The sequence below is a fragment of the Stenotrophomonas sp. GD03819 genome (assembly GCF_029841665.1).
Taxonomy (GTDB): Bacteria; Pseudomonadota; Gammaproteobacteria; order Xanthomonadales; family Xanthomonadaceae; genus Stenotrophomonas; species Stenotrophomonas geniculata.
Genome location: NZ_JAOCEW010000044.1, coordinates 21,805 through 37,817 on the forward strand (window position 1 = coordinate 21,805; position 16,013 = coordinate 37,817).

Annotated in this window: 16 protein-coding genes; 8 read left to right on the forward strand and 8 right to left on the reverse strand. The window is 67.7% G+C overall.

From position 1 onward, the window contains the following. Position 1 precedes the first annotated feature (1 nt). The gene (locus N5D45_RS19990) at positions 2–463 is read left to right on the forward strand and encodes a DUF4304 domain-containing protein (protein WP_057502908.1); all 462 of its coding nucleotides are present in this window, start codon (positions 2–4) and stop codon (positions 461–463) included. A 96-nt stretch (positions 464–559) separates the two neighbouring features. Here N5D45_RS19990 and N5D45_RS19995 read toward each other — a convergent pair whose 3' ends face one another. Genes N5D45_RS19995 through N5D45_RS20005 form a run of 3 tightly spaced genes read right to left on the reverse strand, consistent with a single transcriptional unit; the run spans position 560 to position 2,930 of the window. Further along, positions 560–814 carry a DUF6587 family protein gene (locus N5D45_RS19995; RefSeq protein ID WP_010482530.1) on the reverse strand — a complete coding sequence of 85 codons (255 nt, stop codon included), beginning with the start codon at positions 812–814 and terminating at the stop codon, positions 560–562. Continuing rightward, complete coding sequence (locus N5D45_RS20000) at positions 814–2,679, reverse strand: ferrous iron transporter B (protein WP_049481564.1); 1,866 nt, start codon at positions 2,677–2,679, stop codon at positions 814–816. The genes N5D45_RS19995 and N5D45_RS20000 overlap by 1 nt, the downstream gene beginning before the upstream one ends. Beyond that, entirely contained in the window at positions 2,676–2,930 is a 255-nt protein-coding gene (locus tag N5D45_RS20005; RefSeq protein ID WP_005409473.1) for a FeoA family protein, read from the reverse strand. Before N5D45_RS20005 ends, N5D45_RS20000 begins: the two co-directional genes overlap by 4 nt. A 119-nt stretch (positions 2,931–3,049) precedes the next feature. On the opposite strand from N5D45_RS20005, the gene N5D45_RS20010 reads away from it, so the two are divergent. The 5 genes from N5D45_RS20010 to yeiP all read left to right on the forward strand — a co-directional run bounded on the left by N5D45_RS20010 (position 3,050) and on the right by yeiP (position 6,621). Beyond that, on the forward strand, positions 3,050–3,838 hold the full coding sequence (locus N5D45_RS20010; RefSeq protein WP_043399004.1) for an enoyl-CoA hydratase/isomerase family protein: 789 nt from the start codon (positions 3,050–3,052) through the stop codon (positions 3,836–3,838). A gap of 2 nt (positions 3,839–3,840) precedes the next feature. Continuing rightward, positions 3,841–4,242 carry a VOC family protein gene (locus N5D45_RS20015; protein WP_010482537.1) on the forward strand — a complete coding sequence of 134 codons (402 nt, stop codon included), beginning with the start codon at positions 3,841–3,843 and terminating at the stop codon, positions 4,240–4,242. Beyond that, positions 4,239–5,135, forward strand: a complete 897-nt coding sequence (locus tag N5D45_RS20020) for a hydroxymethylglutaryl-CoA lyase (protein WP_008268685.1) — start codon at positions 4,239–4,241, stop codon at positions 5,133–5,135. Before N5D45_RS20015 ends, N5D45_RS20020 begins: the two co-directional genes overlap by 4 nt. Before the next feature lie 100 nt (positions 5,136–5,235). Further along, positions 5,236–6,006, forward strand: a complete 771-nt coding sequence (locus tag N5D45_RS20025) for an SDR family oxidoreductase (protein WP_057502909.1) — start codon at positions 5,236–5,238, stop codon at positions 6,004–6,006. A 48-nt stretch (positions 6,007–6,054) separates the two neighbouring features. Further along, positions 6,055–6,621 carry an elongation factor P-like protein YeiP gene (gene yeiP, locus N5D45_RS20030; protein WP_005409468.1) on the forward strand — a complete coding sequence of 189 codons (567 nt, stop codon included), beginning with the start codon at positions 6,055–6,057 and terminating at the stop codon, positions 6,619–6,621. Between the two features lie 164 nt (positions 6,622–6,785). Here yeiP and N5D45_RS20035 read toward each other — a convergent pair whose 3' ends face one another. The 4 genes from N5D45_RS20035 to N5D45_RS20050 form a co-directional block, all read right to left on the reverse strand. Continuing rightward, a complete protein-coding gene (locus N5D45_RS20035) occupies positions 6,786–7,478 on the reverse strand; it encodes an MliC family protein (RefSeq protein ID WP_057502910.1) in 693 nt (230 codons plus the stop codon). A gap of 83 nt (positions 7,479–7,561) precedes the next feature. Continuing rightward, a complete protein-coding gene (locus tag N5D45_RS20040) occupies positions 7,562–7,954 on the reverse strand; it encodes a nuclear transport factor 2 family protein (RefSeq protein WP_010482541.1) in 393 nt (130 codons plus the stop codon). Continuing rightward, positions 7,935–11,084 (reverse strand): multidrug efflux RND transporter permease subunit, encoded by a 3,150-nt coding sequence (locus N5D45_RS20045; protein ID WP_164193693.1) that lies wholly within the window; start codon positions 11,082–11,084, stop codon positions 7,935–7,937. Before N5D45_RS20045 ends, N5D45_RS20040 begins: the two co-directional genes overlap by 20 nt. Before the next feature lie 36 nt (positions 11,085–11,120). Next, on the reverse strand, positions 11,121–12,275 hold the full coding sequence (locus N5D45_RS20050; RefSeq protein WP_164193696.1) for an efflux RND transporter periplasmic adaptor subunit: 1,155 nt from the start codon (positions 12,273–12,275) through the stop codon (positions 11,121–11,123). 129 nt (positions 12,276–12,404) lie between these two features. Between N5D45_RS20050 and N5D45_RS20055 the strand changes: the two genes are divergently transcribed. Together N5D45_RS20055 and N5D45_RS20060 are read left to right on the forward strand one after the other, a co-directional pair. After that, positions 12,405–13,121, forward strand: a complete 717-nt coding sequence (locus N5D45_RS20055) for a response regulator (RefSeq protein ID WP_020424480.1) — start codon at positions 12,405–12,407, stop codon at positions 13,119–13,121. Next, positions 13,121–14,197, forward strand: coding sequence for an ATP-binding protein (locus N5D45_RS20060; protein ID WP_019338525.1), 1,077 nt, complete (start codon positions 13,121–13,123; stop codon positions 14,195–14,197). Before N5D45_RS20055 ends, N5D45_RS20060 begins: the two co-directional genes overlap by 1 nt. On the opposite strand, the gene N5D45_RS20065 is transcribed toward N5D45_RS20060, so the two are convergent. Beyond that, entirely contained in the window at positions 14,175–15,935 is a 1,761-nt protein-coding gene (locus tag N5D45_RS20065; protein WP_164193699.1) for a DUF4105 domain-containing protein, read from the reverse strand. The two genes, N5D45_RS20060 and N5D45_RS20065, sit on opposite strands and share 23 nt — an antisense overlap. Positions 15,936–16,013: the final 78 nt, after the last annotated feature.

Genomic DNA, 16,013 nt, shown 5'->3' on the forward strand with positions numbered 1-16,013 from the left:
CATGAAATCCTCGACCGTCTTCAGCAAGTGCGCCAGGAAGACCGGCTTTGCCGGAACGTCTACGACCCGCTACCGCTTGCTGGATGCCGCCCTGCTTGTCGTGAATCACCAACGCGCCAACGAAAACCGGGGCTTCTATGTGAATGCTGGACTCTACTTTCCAGAGCTGCTCGAGTATCCGCTCGCGCCTGACGATCTTGAAACGGCCTTCAGGTACCGCTCCAGCATTCCCACGCCCCATGTCGACTGGCGGATCGAAGAGACGCCAGGCCTGCGCCGGACCTTCATCCAGCAGGATCTTGAAGATCTGCTGCAGGCCGGCAACCGCGACGCGCTGAAAGGCCTGCTGCTCTTTGCCCTTGCCGACGTGGCCGGCTTCGCGGCCAGCCATGGAAACCGGGAATCGGTGCGGCGATTGAATCAGGATGGTCGCTTCCGGGCGATCATCCGGAGAGAGGTTTGAATCCGGAGAGCGTGCGAACCAAGGTTCGCACCCACAGGGGGAGGGCCCGCACCCACCGGCAGAAGGTTCGCAGCCACCAGCGCAGGAAAAGCAGCGTCAGTGCTGCTTCGGTGGAGTTGGCCCGCAGCTGTCACAACCACCACAGGCACCACCACCTCCAGTCGCCGGCGGCGCGATCTTCCGCCCCAGCGCCTGCATCCAGCCGGGGCGACCCGGCTTCAGCAGGGCCAGCGCCAAGGCCCCGCGCAGCGTGCGCACGGTGCCCGGGAACTGCTTCTTCAGCACCACCCAGGCACTGACCAGCACGGCCACCGCGATGATCAGGTACTGGATCAGCAGGCCGGTATCCATCAGCCGCCTCCCAGCGCCTTGGTCACCTGGTAGGTGATCAGCGCAGCCACATAGGCCGCGGCGAACAGGTAGAACGCGGCGAAGCCCATCTGCTTCCACGAATTGGTCTCACGCTTGATGGTGGCCAGCGTCGAGATGCACATCGGGGCGTAGATGTACCAGACCAGCAGCGACAGCGCGGTCGCCAGCGACCAGCCGTCGCTGATCAGTGGGGTCAGCGCCTGGCTGGCGGCATCGTCATCGGCCGCGGACAGCGCGTAGACCGTGGCCAGCGACGATACCGCCACTTCGCGCGCGGCCAGGCCCGGGATCAGTGCGATGCAGATCTGCCAGTTGAAGCCCAGCGGCGCGAAGAACACGGCCATCGCATGGCCGATCTGGCCGGCGTAGCTGTAGTCGATGGCCGGCATCGTGGCGCCAGCGGGAGCCGCCGGGAACGACAGCAGCACCCACAGCAGGATGGTCAGCGCCAGGATGATGCCACCGACGCGCTTGAGGAAGATCATGCCACGCTCGTACAGGCCCACGGCCAGGTCACGCGCATGCGGCAGGCGGTAAGACGGCAGCTCCAGCATCAGTGGATGCTCACTCTTGTCGCGACGCCACTTCTTCATGATCCACGACATCGCCAGCGCGCTGAGGATACCGGCGGCGTACAGGCCGAACAGGACCAGCCCCTGCTGGTTGAACACGCCCCACACCGTCTTCTGCGGAATGAACGCACCAATCAGCAGCGCGTACACCGGCAAGCGTGCGGAACAGGTCATCAACGGCGCCACCAGGATCGTGGCCAGGCGGTCACGTGGGTCCTGGATGCTGCGCGTGGACATGATGCCCGGCACTGCGCAGGCAAAGCTGGACAGCAGCGGGATGAACGAGCGGCCGGACAACCCGGCGGCGGCCATCATGCGGTCGAGCAGGAACGCCGCGCGCGGCAGGTAACCGGACTCCTCCAGCACGAGGATGAAGAAGAACAGGATCAGGATCTGCGGCAGGAACACCACCACGCCACCGACACCAGCGATGATGCCGTCGGTCAGCAGGCTGGCCAGCGGACCTTCCGGCAGCACGCTGCCGACAAACTCGCCCAGCCAGGCAAAGCCGGCTTCGATGCCGTCCATCAACGGCGTCGCCCAGGCGTACACCGCCTGGAAGATCAGGAACATCACCACCGCCAGGCTGACCAGGCCGAACACCGGGTGCAGCAGCCAGCGGTCCAGCGCGTCGTCGATCTTCGCGGTCCGCGCTGGCATCCGCACGGCGACCGACAGGATCTCGCGCACCTTGGCATGGTAGTCGATGCCACCTTCCGGGCCCGGCACCGGTGCATCCAGGTGCGGCACCATCGCATCGAGGCGCTCGACCAGGGCCTTGGCGCCTTGCTTGCGCACCGCCACGGTCTCCACCACCGGCACGCCCAGCTCGCGCTCCAGCGCGGCCACGTCCACCTGGATGCCGCGGCGCTGGGCCGCATCGACCATGTTCAGCGCCACCACCATCGGCTTGCCCAGCTCGCGCAGTTCCAGAGCGAAACGCAGGTGCAGGCGCAGGTTGGTGGCGTCGATCACGCACAGCAGCACATCCGGCGCGGCTTCGCCCGGATAGAAACCCCGGCACAGGTCACGGGTGATCGCCTCGTCCAGGCTGGCCGGATGCAGGCTGTAGGCACCCGGAAGGTCGAGTACCGCGAACTCGCGGCCGGACGGCGCACGCAGGCGGCCTTCCTTGCGCTCGACGGTGACGCCGGTGTAGTTGGCAACCTTCTGCCGGCTGCCGGTCAGCTGGTTGAACAGAGCGGTCTTGCCGCTGTTGGGGTTACCGACCAGCGCAACGCGCAGGGGGGCGGTAGTGGCAGTAGCAGTCATGCGCGTCGTTCCTGGCTGGCGGCGTCCACCACGACCCGCTTGGCTTCACTGATCCGCAGCGCGAAACGGGTGAACCCGACCTGCACCAGCAGCGGCTCTCCCCCCACCGGGCCCTTGGCCACCAGGCGTACTTCCTCGCCCTTCACGAAACCCAGCTCGCGCAGGCGACGGGCGATGGCATCGTTCGCATGCAGGTCCTGCACGGACTCGACCACGGCCGAGGTGTGCAGCGGCAGTTCGGACAGCGTCATCTAGCGTGTTCTCTGCTGGATGTAAATGGTTCTCGATTCTAACATTCCCGCGTCGCGTCATGGCCCATGACCAATGGCCCGCTATGATCCATACAGGTATGGAGTGACCCTGGAATCCCATGAACGATGCTTTGCAGATCGAGCGCAGCGGCGCCGCCCTCACCCTCTGGCTGAACCGGCCGGAGCTGCACAACGCCTTTGACGCCGGGCTGATCGCCCGGCTGACCGCCGCACTGGAGGCCGCCGGCCACGATGCTTCGGTGCGCGCGGTGGTGCTGGCCGGCCACGGCGCCTCCTTCTCGGCAGGTGCCGACATGCAGTGGATGCGCGGCATGGCGGCGGCCAGCGAAGCCGATAACCGCGAGGACTCGCTGGCCCTGGCCCGGCTGATGCGCACCCTGGACGAGCTGCCCAAACCGACCCTGGCCCGGGTCCATGGCGCGGCCTTCGGCGGCGGCGTCGGCCTGGTCGCCTGCTGCGACATCGCCATCGCCAGCACCTCGGCCCGCTTCGGCTTGACCGAAAGCCGCCTCGGCCTGCTGCCGGCGGTGATCTCGCCCTATGTGATCGAAGCCATCGGCCCGCGCCAGGCCCGCCGCTGGTTCGCCACCGGCGAGCATTTCGACGCCGACACCGCGCTGCGCATCGGCCTGGTCCACCAGCTGGTCGAGCCCGAACGCCTGGACGAGGCCGTGCAACGCCAGCTGGCCCTGCTCGACAAGGCCGGCCCGATCGCCTCGTCCACCGCCAAGCAACTGGTCCGCCAGGTCCGCGACAGCCATGACCGCGACACCCTGGATCGCGATAATGCCGCCCTGATCGCGCGCCTGCGGGTGTCCGCCGAAGGCCAGGAAGGCCTGGGCGCCTTCCTCGACAAGCGCGCCCCCCACTGGGTCACGGAAGCCTGAACATGCTCGATCATCTTGGTTTGACCAGCGCCGACCTGGCGCGCAGCAAGGCCTTCTTCCTGCAGGCACTGGCGCCGTTGCAGATCGGCGTGGTGATGGAAGTGACCGCCGAACAGACCGGCGCCCACGACCACATCGGCTTCGGCAACGACGGCAAGCCGTTCTTCTGGCTTGGCAATGGCGGCACTGCCAGCCACGGCGTGCACGTGGCTTTTGCCTGCGCCAGCCGCGCCCAGGTGGACGCCTTCCATGCCGCCGCGCTCGCCGCCGGCGGCCGCGACAACGGCGCCCCGGGCCTGCGCCCGTGGTACCACCCCGACTACTACGGTGCCTTCGTACTCGACCCGGATGGCAACAACATCGAGGCGGTCTGCCACCGCCCTGCCGATGGGGCAACCGCATGAGCGACTACGTCCGCATCGTCGAGGTCGGCCCGCGTGACGGCCTGCAGAACGAAAAGCAGTCGGTCTCCACCGCCGACAAGATCGAACTGATCAACCGCCTGTCGGCCACCGGCCTGCGCAGCATCGAGGCGACCAGCTTCGTCAGCCCGAAGTGGATCCCGCAGCTGGCCGACGCCGCCGAGGTCTATGCCGGCATCCAGCGCCGGCCGGGCATCCACTACCCGGTACTGGTGCCGAACGAACAGGGCTACGACCGTGCCCGTGCGGTCGGCGTGGAGGAAGTGGCAGTGTTCACCGCCGCGTCCGAGGCGTTCAACCGCACCAACACCAATGCCGGCATCGATGAATCGCTGGCCCGGTTCGAGCCGATCCTGCGCCGCGCCGCCGCCGATGGCGTGCGCGTGCGTGGCTACGTCTCCACCGTGCTCGGCTGCCCCTACCAGGGCGAGGTGCCGCTGGCCGACGTGGTGCGGGTGGCGCGCGCCCTGCACCAGATGGGCTGTTACGAAATCTCACTGGGCGACACCATCGGCGTCGGCACCCCGCGCAAGGCACGGGCGATGCTGCAGGCGGTCGCCGCCGAGATCCCGATGGCGGCGCTGGCCGTGCATTTCCACGACACCTACGGCCAGGCCATCGCCAACATCGCCACCTGCCTTGAAGAAGGCGTGCGCGTGGTCGACAGCGCGGTGTCCGGCGCCGGTGGCTGCCCGTATGCGAAGGGCGCCAGCGGCAATGTGGCCAGCGAAGACGTGGTCTACCTGCTGCAGGGCCTGGGCCTGGACAGCGGCGTGGACCTGCCGGCCCTGGCCGAAACCGGCCGCTGGCTGGCCGGCCTGCTCGGCCGCGCCACCGCCAGCCGCACCGGCCAGGCGCTGGCCGCGGCCGGTTGACCACCGCACTGCGCCGCCCCGCAAAGGCGGCGCAGTGCACAACAGCGGCGGTCGCGGCTTCCGTTAGAATCGGCGGTTCTCGAACCTGCAGGACCGTTCAATGCAGCTGTCTTCCGTACGTGCCGTGATCACTGGCGGCGTTTCCGGCCTCGGCCTGGCCGTGGCCCAGCACCTCGTCGCCCAGGGCGGCAAGGTGGCCCTGTTCGACCTCAACGACGACAAGGGTGCAACCGCCGTTGCCGGGCTGGGTACCGACAAGGCCCGCTATTTCAACGTCAACGTCAGCGATGAGGCAGCCGTGGCTGCGGCCATCGACCAGGCCCACGATTTCCTCGGCGGCCTGAACGTGGCGATGAACTGTGCCGGCATCCTCGGCGCCGGCCGCGTGCTGGGCAAGGAAGGCCCGATGCCGCTGGCTGGCTTCCAGGGCACGGTGATGGTCAACCTGGTCGGCAGCTTCAACGTCGCCAAGGCCGCGGCCAATCGCATGCAGCACAACGAAGCCGGTACCGACGGCGAGCGCGGCGTGATCATCAACACCGCCAGCATCGCTGCCTATGAAGGCCAGATCGGCCAGGCCGCGTATGCCGCCAGCAAGGGCGGCGTGGTCTCGATGACGCTGCCGATGGCGCGCGAACTGTCGCGCTTTGGCATCCGCGTCAACACCATCGCCCCGGGCGTGTTCTGGACGCCGATGGTCGATGGCATGCCCGAGGCCGTGCAGCAGTCGCTGGCCGCCTCGATCCCGTTCCCGTCGCGTCTGGGCAAGCCGGAAGACTTCGCCAGCCTGGTCGGCTTCATCCTTGGCAACACCTACCTCAACGGCGAGACCATCCGCCTGGACGGCGCTACCCGCCTCGCTCCGAAGTGATTCCCCCGGGCGCCGGGACGGCGCCCTCCCCCAACGACCTAGATCACCATGAAAGCCAACGACATCAAGAAGGGCAACGTCGTCGAGTACAACAACGGCGTGTACCAGATCCGCGACATCGAGCGCAGCTCGCCGCAGGGTCGCGGCGGCAACGTCCGCTTCCGCTTCATCATGTACAGCGTGCCGGGCGGCAACAAGCTCGACGCCAGCTTCGATGCCGACGACAACCTGGTCGAGGTCGAACTGCTCCGCCGCCAGTCCACCTATTCGTACAAGGATGGCGATGCCTTCGTGTTCCTCGATGACGAGGACTACACCCCCTACACCCTGGACGCGGACGTGATCGGCGATGACGCCGGCTACATCACCGACGGCCTGACCGGCATCTACGTGCAGGTGATCGACGAGCAGCCGGTGGCGATCCAGCTGCCGGCCTCGGTGGTGCTGGAAGTGATCGAGACGCCGCCGGAGCTGAAGGGTGGCACCGCGACCAAGCGCCCGAAGCCGGCCAAGCTCAACACCGGCATCGAAATCATGGTGCCGGAGTACATCGTCAACGGCGAACGCGTGCTGGTGAACACCGCCACCGGCGAATTCGCTGGCCGTGCCGACTAAGCGCCTTGCGCTGATCGGCTGCCTGTCCCTGCCTGCGGCGTGTTCGCCGCAGGCAGCAAGCAGCGCATCGTTGATAGCAGTGGTGTAGAGCCGAGCCCACGCTCAGCTGCAGTGCCTGTGCAGAGCACAACGCAGCCGAGCGTGGGCTCGGCTCTACAGAGGGCTTACGGCTGCTTCGCGCCGAAATTGCCACAGCCGTGGTACTGGCGCGTGCCGACTGTCAGCATCACCTTGGCCTCGAACGCCTCGCCACTCATGTCGTCCTGGCAGGTGGTGCGCTGGAAGCTGAGCTTGACGTCGGTGCCATCGGATGCCTTGCCACTCCAGCCATCAGCACCTTTGGTGGGCTTGGCGACATCGAAGCGGCGCTCGCCATAGTCGACTTCCACCTGCAGGCCCGGCGTGTCGCCATCAACGACCGCAAGCCACCCCGGCTCGTTGCCGGTGGCACGGAACGCGGCGTTGCCGGCACTGCCATCGCCTTCAGTGGCTTCGACCGCATGGCACTCGCGATCGGCTTCGCCCTTCAGGCTCAACAGGCCGTCATCGCTGCCCTTGGTCCAGAAGCTGTTGCCCTGGCCATCGCCATACTTGGCGCCGGATGCCGCGCGTTCGGAGGTCATGGTGAAGGTGCGGTCGCCGATCACCACCGTGGCTGCATCCTCGCCATTGAAGGTCGCGCGCACGCTGAGATCACCACACTGGTAGGCGGTCTCGCTGCCACCTTCGGTGCTGGCGCCCGGCGGCGGCGTGGCAGGCGGGGCATCATTGCCGCCTGCGGCGGGCGGCGGGGCTGGCTGGCACGCGGCCAGCACCACCCCGAGGGAGGCTGCCAACAGACTGGGAACTACACGCATGGCTCGACTCCTTGTCGACACTACAGAGAGGCTCGACCCTACCACCTGCCGGTGAGCGGGGCCTGAAAGCGGCCTGACCGCACTCAGGCGGCCAGCACCGCCATCGACAGCAGCTGTGCGCCACTGCCGCCGGAACTACAGGTCCAAACGCGCAACAGGCGCAGCTTCACTTCACGCTCCTGGTCCTGCTGCCACACTGACAACCGCACGTTGCTGGACAGCAGTGCCAGGCGACCACACAGCAGCGTTTCAACTGCGTGCAGCTGCAGGCTGCGCACCTGCAGTCCGCCGGCCAGCCAATCGCCCAGCCACGGCAGATCGAGCATGCGCCCGCCCTGTCCGTCCATCATGAACAAGGCCGGCGATACCAGCGCGGTCAGCGCATCGTGATCATTTTCCAGCAACGCTGCGCACAGGCGCTGCTCCAGCACCATCAACTGTTGTTCATGCAGATCTTCAACGATGTTCCGTTCCATCCACGGATCCCTCCGGCATCGGCCGGCGCTTGCGCAGGCGTTGCGCGATCCACTGCCGCGCGCCCTGCACTACTACATAGAAGACCGGTACGAAGAACACCGCCAGCACGGTCGCACTGACCATGCCGCCGAACACACCGGTTCCAATCGCCTGCTGGGTTTCCTTCGACGCGCCCTGCGCCAGCATCAGCGGCACCACGCCCAGCGCGAATGCCAGCGAGGTCATCACGATCGGCCGCAGGCGCAACCTGGCCGCTTCCAATGCCGCCTCGACCAGGCCGCGACCCTGCTGCTGCAGCTGGCGCGCGAACTCGACGATGAGGATCGCGTTCTTCGCCGACAGCCCGATCACGGTAATCATGCCGACCTTGAAGAACACGTCGTTGGGCATGCCCCGCAGCAGCACCGCGGCGACCGCACCGAGCAGGCCCAGCGGCACCACCAGCATCACCGCCAGCGGGATTGACCAGCTCTCATAGAGAGCCGCCAGCACCAGGAACACCACCAGCATCGACAACAACAGCAGCCACGGTGCCTGCGCCCCCGACTCCCGCTCCTGCAGCGACTGGCTGGTCCACTGCAGGGCAAAGCCGGACGGCAGCTTCTGCGCCAACCGCTCCATCTCCGCCATGGCCTGGCCGGTCGACACGCCGGAGGCCGGTGCGCCGGACAGGTTCAGCGCCGGGAAGCCGAGATAGCGCTGCAGCTGCAACGGCGCCTCGGTCCAGTGCGGCGTCACCAGTTCCGACAACGCCACCATGCCGCCTTCGCTGTTGCGAACGTACAGCTTCAGCACATCCTCCAGCTCCATCCGGTGCGGTGCATCGGCCTGCAGGATCACCTGCTGCAGCCGGCCCTTGTTGGGGAAGTCGTTGACGTACTGCGAGCCCATCGCCGCCGACAGCGTGCTGCTGATCTGCTCGAACCCCACGCCCATCGCCTCGGCCTTGGCGCGGTCGATGTCCAGCCGCACGCTGGTGCCTGCTGGCAGGCCATCGGCATGCACCTCCGACAGCAGCGGACTGGCCTCGGCCCGCTTCAGCAGCTGCTGCAGGGCCGCGCGCAGCTCTGCCTGGCTCTGCCCGGTGCGCGCCTGCAGCGCCAGTGAGAAACCGGAGGAGCGTCCCAGGCTGTCGATGGCCGGCGGCATCACGCTCATCACCTCGCCCTCGGCAATCGTCGCCATCGCCTTCTGCGCGGCCTCCACTTCGCCGGCCGCGGTGGCTCCTGCACGCTCGCCCCAGTCCTTCAGCATGGTGTAGGTCAGCGCCGCGCTCGGGCCGGACCCGGAGAAGCTGTAGCCGAGGATCGACTGGTTGGAGCCGATGCCCGGGCGTGACGCCACATGCCGTTCGTAGGCTTCGACCACGGCCAGCGTGCGCTCGGCGGTGGCTTCGGCCGGCAGCTGGATCGAGGTCATGAAATAGCCCTGGTCTTCTTCCGGCAGGAATGCACCCGGCAACCAGTGCAGGCCCAGCAACAGCGCCACTACCAGTGCGGCGAACACGCCCATCACCCGCCCGCTTCGCTGCAGCACGGAGGCCACGCCACGCTGGTAGCGCCCGGTCATCGCCTCGAAGCCCCGGTTGAAAGCGCCGAACAGCCCGCCACGACCATGATGGCCATGGCTGTTCGGGCGCAGCAGCGTCGCGCACAACGCTGGCGTCAGGCTCAAGGCCAGCAGCGCCGAGAACAGGATCGACATCGCCATCGCCACGGTGAACTGGCGGTAGATCGCGCCCACCGAACCGCTGGCCAACGCCATCGGGATGAACACTGCGGTCAGCACCAGGGTGATGCCGATCACTGCGCCGGTCAGCTCACGCATCGCCTTGATGGTGGCCTCGCGCGGTGGCAGCCCTTCTTCGGCCATGATCCGTTCCACGCCCTCGACCACCACGATCGCGTCGTCGACGATGATGCCGATTGCCAGCACCATGCCGAACATGGTCAGCACGTTGATCGAGAAGCCCAGCGCCAGCATCACAGCGAAGGTGCCCAGCAGTGCGATCGGTGCGACCAGCGCCGGGATCAGCGTGTAGCGCCAGTTCTGCAGGAACAGGTACATCACCGCGAACACCAGCAGCATCGCCTCCAGCAGCGTCTGCACTACCTTCTGGATCGAGATCTTGACGAACGGCGCGGTATCGAACGGAATGCTCGCTTCCACGCCGCGCGGCAGCAGCGGTGCCAGCTCGGCCATGCGCTCACGCACCGCCGACGCGGTGCGCACCGCGTTCGCGCCAGGACGCAGCTGCACGCCGGCGGCGGTGGCCGGATGGCCGTCCTCGCGGGTGCCCCAGGCATAGCTCTGGGCGCCCAGCTCGACGCGGGCGACATCGCCCAGCAGCACCCGCGAGCCGTCGGCCCCGGCGCGCAGCACGATGGCAGCGAACTGTTCCGGCGTGGACAGTTGGCCGTCGGCACTCAACGGCACGGTAATGCGCTGGCCCGGCACACCCGGCGAATCGCCGATGCGTCCCGGCGAGATCTCCAGGTTCTGCTGCTCGATGGCGGCGGCGACGTCGCCCATGGTCAGGCCGTAGCCGGTCAACCGGGTCGGGTCCAGCCACACACGCATCGCCTGCTCGGCGCCGAACAGCTGCACGCGGCCGACGCCATCGATGCGGCGCAGCTCTTCGATGATGTTGCGCGCCATGAAGTCGCCCAGCGCCGCTTCGCTGACGCTGGCATCCGGCGAACGCAGGCCGACCAGCATCAGGAAGCCGGAATCGGCGGCCTCCACGAACAGGCCGTTCTGGCGAACGCTGCGCGGCAGGCGCGGTTCGATCGCCTTGATCCGGTTCTGCACGTCAACCTGCGCCAGCTCCGGGTTGGTACCCGGCTTGAAGGTCGCGGTGATCGAGGCTTCGCCGGAGGTGTCCACCGACGACTCGAAGTACAGCAGGTGCTTGACGCTGGACAGCTCGCGCTCGATCAGGCCGACCACCGCGTCATTCAGCGTCTGCGGGCTGGCACCGGGGTAGCTGGCATAGATGCTGACACTGGGTGGCGCCACCGCCGGATAGCGCTCAACGGCCAGCCGTGGGATTGCCAGTACGCCAGCCAGGATGATGAAGATCGCCAGCACCCAGGCGAACACCGGGCGATCGATGAAGAAACGTGCCATGTTGGATTTCCCTGGAGGGACCAGCCCGGTAGAGGCTCAGCCCTTGCTGCCGGCCTGCACCGCGCTGGCGCTGGCGCTGGCGACCGGCATCTGCCAATCGCGCGCATCGACCACCACGCCTTCCTGCAGGCGTTCCTGGCCCTCGACCACTACCTTTTCGCCCGCCTTCAGGCCCGTGCGCACCAGCCACTGGCGATCAACGCTGCCGTCGACCTCCAGCGTGCGGATCACCGCCTTGCCATCGCCACCGATCACCCAGGCATAGGCCTGGCCACCGGCGCTGCGCAGCACGGCCTGCTGTGGCACGGTCAGTGCACTGGCCGGCGCACCACGCGGCACCCTCGCGCGCACGTACATGCCCGGCAGCAGCTGGCGCTGCGGGTTGTCGACCAGAATGCGGAGGATCACATCACCGGTACGCGCATCGACGTTGATGCCGGAGAACAGCATCTGGCCACGCTCGGACAGCGGCTTGCCGGCCGCACCGATGATCGTCACCGGCAGCTCGCCGCCACCGGCAGCGCTGCGCTGCAGTGATTCCAGCTGGGCCGCCGGCTGGCGCACATCGACGTAGACCTGGTCGATCTGCTGCACCACCGCCATCGGCTCGGCATCGGCCACGCCCACCAGTGCGCCTTCGGTCACCAGCGCCTGGTCGATGCGGCCGGCAATCGGTGCACTGACCGTGGCATAGCGCAGGTCAAGCTGGCGACGGGCCAGGATCGCGCGCGCCTCGTTCACCGCGGCACGGGCCTGTTCGTACTCGGCACTGGCATCGTCGCGGTGCTGCTGGCTGACCGCCTGCGCGGCCGCCAGTGCATGCAGGCGCTGTGACTGCACGCGGCTGCGGCCCAGCGCCGCTTCGCTGCGTTGAAGTGCTGCCAGTGCCGAATCCACGTCTGCACGGAATGCCGCCGGATCGATCTGGAACAGCGCCTGGCCGGCGCTCACTTCTGCGCCCTGGTCGAACAGGCGGCGTTGCACGATGCCGCCCACCTGGGCACGGATCTGTGCGGTGCGCACGGCAGCCACGCGGCCGGGCAGTTCGTCATCGCGCTGTACCACCTGCGGGCCGACGGTGACCACGCTGACACGCGGTGTGGCTTCCGGCGTAGCTTCGGGGGTTGAGCAGGCCGTCATGGCCAGGGCGAGGGCCGCGATCAACGTGGCCGGAGTCCTGAAGGTTCTCATTGCTGTGCACAATGCCGCGCAGGCGGCTGATAGGTTCTGAAGCGTGAAGTGTGCGTGGCAATGATGGGGTTTCGATGGAGGAACTGTGGAGATACGATGGAGGCAAGCACCTTAAGGCCCCGCCCCTGCATGCATGCCGCCCCTGCCCTCGCCGCCCTCGTCCTGATCGTCGAGGATGAGGCCGAGATCGCCGATATTCTCACTGCCTATCTGGAACGCGAAGGACTGCGTACACTGCGCGCCGCCGACGGCCACAGCGCACTGGACCTGCACCGCAGCGCCCGCCCCGACCTGGTCCTGCTCGATGTGCAGCTGCCGCGCCTGGATGGCTGGAGCGTGCTGACGCAGCTGCGCCAGCGCGGCGAAACGCCGGTGATCATGCTGACCGCACTGGACCAGGACCTGGACAAGCTGACCGCACTGCGCATGGGCGCCGACGACTACGTGGTCAAGCCGTTCAATCCGGCCGAAGTGGCAGCACGCGTGCGCGCCGTGCTGCGGCGTACGTTGCGCGCCTCGCGCGTGGATGCACCGACCGCGCTGCGGGCGGGCCCGCTGCTGATCGACTCGGCCACCCATGCCGTGCATGTGGAGGGCGAAGGCTACAGCCACGAAGTGCTGCTCACGCTCACCGAGTTCAAGCTGCTGCACTGCATGGCGCTGGCGCCGACCCGCATCTTCAGCCGCAGCGAACTGATGCACGAATGCCTGCCGGAAAGCGAAGCGCTGGAACGCACCGTCGACAGCCATGTCAGCAAGCTGCGCCGCAAGCTGGACGAAGTAGGCATGGTCAATGTTCCGGCCAGCGTCCGCGGTGTCGGCTACCGGCTGATGGCCGACCGCTGATGGCGCACCTGCGCCGCTCCGGGCTCAGCCGACACATCATCGTCTCGATGTCGTTGATGGTGATCGGCGTCATTGTGATGATGATCCTGTCGTCATGGCTGCTGTACGCGGTGCTGGTCGAGTTCTTCCCCGGCAGTGCCGAGGAACCGGAAAGCTGGCTGCCGACCGGCCCGGAGCTGGCATGGATGGTCGGGGTGATCCTGACCGGCCTGGCACTGGCCATCGCCGCCTCGTTCCGACTGGCGCATCGCATCCTGTCGCCCTTGAATTCGCTGGTCGACAGCGTGCGCGCGCTCGCCGGCGGCGACCTCGGTGCGCGCGCCAGCGTCGAGGAAAACTCACCGGGCGAAGTGGCAACCCTGGTCGAGGATTTCAATGCGATGGCGCGCCGCCTGCAGCACATGGAGAGCGAGCGCGCGATGTGGCATGCGGCTATTGCCCATGAATTGCGGACCCCGGTGACAATCCTGCGTGGCCGCCTGCAGGGGCTGGCCGAGGGCGTGTTCCAGCCGGACGAGTCGCAGTTCCGCAGCCTGCTTGCCCAGGTCGAAGGGCTGTCCCGCCTGATTGAAGATCTGCGCGTGCTGAGCCTGTCCGACAATGCGCGGCTGGACGTGCGTCGCGCGCGCACCGACGTGGTGGCCGAGGTGCATTCGGTGATGACCCTGGTCGATCCGCAGTTCCGCGCTGCAGGCTTCGTGCTGGAGCTGGAAACCAGCCGCGAGGAACACAACGCGCACTGTGATCCCACGCGCCTGCGCCAGGCGCTGCTGGCACTGCTGGAAAACGCGCGCCGCTATGCCAGCCCGGGCAAGGTACGGATTGCCGTGCATGACACACCAGGCCATGTACAGGTAGCAATCGAGGATGAGGGCCCGGGCATCGATCCGGAGCTGCACGCCGACATCTTCAGCCCGTTCATGCGTGCCGACGGTTCGCGTTCACGCCAGGGCGGCGGCAGTGGCCTCGGCCTGGCGGTGGTCAAGGCCATCGCCGACGCGCACGGCGGCCGCGTCTACTGCACGGCGGGCAACGCCGGTGGCAGCCGTTTCGTCATCGAACTGCCGCGCCAGTAGCGGGTGCGGCCGCCTGTTCCCGCAGGCGCGCGCCGAGTGCGGCGAGGTTGGCATCGATCGCATCCATCTCGTTGCGCTGGCCTGCCGGCAACTGCTGGCGCAGCTGCACGCGCAGCGCCTGCCAGGCCGGCACCGCCTGTGCGCTGGCGGTGGCAACCGCTTTGGCCAGCACCGCCTGCTCATCGACCAGCGGCAACCCATAGCCACCGTCCGCCAGTAGCGTACCCGGGCGCAACCATTGCCCACCTTGCTCCAGCAGCTGGCGCAGGCCGCGCGTCTCGGCACTGGCCGGTGCGGCCAGAAGGCGCCGTTTCAGCACATCGCGCGCGCGCAGTTCGGCGCGGCGTTGCGCCGCCTGCTCCAGCAGCAGCAGCCCGGCGCTGGCACGCAGGTCACCCTGCAGCAGCCACGGCGCACGCTGCGGTGCGGGCAACTTCAGCCAGCCGCGCACATCGCGCACCGGCAGCCCCAGCTGTGAGCTCGCCACCGCGAACAACTGCTGGTAGTGGTCGCGCGCCGAAGCAAAGTAGTACCCCTGCGCCTGCGCTGCATTGCGGTCCGTCAGCACCCCCTCGTCGAGTACGTCCAGCCGCACCAGTCGCCGCTTCAGTCCGCGCGGGCTCAGCTGGGCCAGCCCGGCCTCGCCCAGCCGCGGCACGCCCGCCTGTAGCAGCTTGGCGGTTTCCACCGCGCAGTTGTTGCTGATGAAGTAATAGCGCCCGTCATAGTTCCAGTGCACCTGTGCAGTGCGCTCGAGCAGGCTGGCGATCTCGCCGGGCGACAACTGCAACGGCAGCGACTGCAACCCACGCAGTTCCACCTTGGTGTACTCGTCCACCACCTGCTGCAGCGGCAGCACGAACAGGCGCGACGGGTAGCCGCCGGTCAGGCCACGCCAGTTGGAAATCTGCACATCGCCGACGAATGCGCGGAACGACAGCACGCGGTGGTATTCCAGGTCCAGGCGACAGTCCGGCCCCGGCGCACGGCCTGGCCGGCAGATCACCAGCCGCAGCATGCTGTGGCCCCAGCGGCTCATCGGCTGCGCACTGCCTTCGGCGAACAGGTAATCCACCGCATGGACACGCGCGGGGTCGAGCTGCAGCAGCGATGCCGCACCCTCCTCCGATTCGGCCTGCAGCAATGGCAACGCGGTCGCGCAGTGCGACTGCGGCAGCGATGGCGGGGTTCCGAAATGGACCTGGTACCACTGCGCCAGCGCCGGACGCCGGCAGGCGAACTCAGCGTCCAGCAGGAAATGCTCGGCGTTCACCGCCAGGTACTCGGCCGGGTCCTTCAGTTCATACGCATCGGGACTGCGGTCACGGAAGTCGTTGTCGCCACGGCCGAGATGCCAGGGCTTGCGCTGCCATCCGGCCAGATCACGCCAGCGCACACTGCGCGACCAGTTCGCCCCCGTACGGTCGGCGACATGGGCCAGTTCGTGTACCAGCGCGCTGCGGCGTGCGCGACGCGCGCCGGGCACGGCATCATCCAGCAGCTCGCGACGCAGGGCGATGCGCCCGGCGAAGGCCCGGCCGTGCACATCGGCCGGCAGGTCATCACGCCAACGCACCTGGACCTGTGACGGCAATGCACGCAGCAGGCCATCGGGCAGCAGGGACTGCACGTCGGCCAGGGTCTGGCTGGCGAGTTGCTGCTGCGCCGGGTCGAGACCGGACGGATCAAGCAGCAGGCGATCAGCCGCGTGCGCGGAAGGGATGAGCAGCCACGCCAATGCGGCGATCCACCCGCACCGCCCGCTGTGCCTCTGTAGAGCCGAGCCATGCTCGGCTGAATGCCCGGCGCATGCGGA

Bases quoted from the DNA above. Each gene is read 5' to 3' on its own strand.
- N5D45_RS19990 (WP_057502908.1), top strand. From the start codon at position 2: ATGAAATCCTCGACCGTCTTCAGCAAGTGCGCCAGGAAGACCGGCTTT.
- N5D45_RS19995 (WP_010482530.1), bottom strand. From the start codon at position 814: ATGGATACCGGCCTGCTGATCCAGTACCTGATCATCGCGGTGGCCGTG.
- N5D45_RS20000 (WP_049481564.1), bottom strand. From the start codon at position 2,679: ATGACTGCTACTGCCACTACCGCCCCCCTGCGCGTTGCGCTGGTCGGT.
- N5D45_RS20005 (WP_005409473.1), bottom strand. From the start codon at position 2,930: ATGACGCTGTCCGAACTGCCGCTGCACACCTCGGCCGTGGTCGAGTCC.
- N5D45_RS20010 (WP_043399004.1), top strand. From the start codon at position 3,050: ATGAACGATGCTTTGCAGATCGAGCGCAGCGGCGCCGCCCTCACCCTC.
- N5D45_RS20015 (WP_010482537.1), top strand. From the start codon at position 3,841: ATGCTCGATCATCTTGGTTTGACCAGCGCCGACCTGGCGCGCAGCAAG.
- N5D45_RS20020 (WP_008268685.1), top strand. From the start codon at position 4,239: ATGAGCGACTACGTCCGCATCGTCGAGGTCGGCCCGCGTGACGGCCTG.
- N5D45_RS20025 (WP_057502909.1), top strand. From the start codon at position 5,236: ATGCAGCTGTCTTCCGTACGTGCCGTGATCACTGGCGGCGTTTCCGGC.
- yeiP (WP_005409468.1), top strand. From the start codon at position 6,055: ATGAAAGCCAACGACATCAAGAAGGGCAACGTCGTCGAGTACAACAAC.
- N5D45_RS20035 (WP_057502910.1), bottom strand. From the start codon at position 7,478: ATGCGTGTAGTTCCCAGTCTGTTGGCAGCCTCCCTCGGGGTGGTGCTG.
- N5D45_RS20040 (WP_010482541.1), bottom strand. From the start codon at position 7,954: ATGGAACGGAACATCGTTGAAGATCTGCATGAACAACAGTTGATGGTG.
- N5D45_RS20045 (WP_164193693.1), bottom strand. From the start codon at position 11,084: ATGGCACGTTTCTTCATCGATCGCCCGGTGTTCGCCTGGGTGCTGGCG.
- N5D45_RS20050 (WP_164193696.1), bottom strand. From the start codon at position 12,275: ATGAGAACCTTCAGGACTCCGGCCACGTTGATCGCGGCCCTCGCCCTG.
- N5D45_RS20055 (WP_020424480.1), top strand. From the start codon at position 12,405: ATGCATGCCGCCCCTGCCCTCGCCGCCCTCGTCCTGATCGTCGAGGAT.
- N5D45_RS20060 (WP_019338525.1), top strand. From the start codon at position 13,121: ATGGCGCACCTGCGCCGCTCCGGGCTCAGCCGACACATCATCGTCTCG.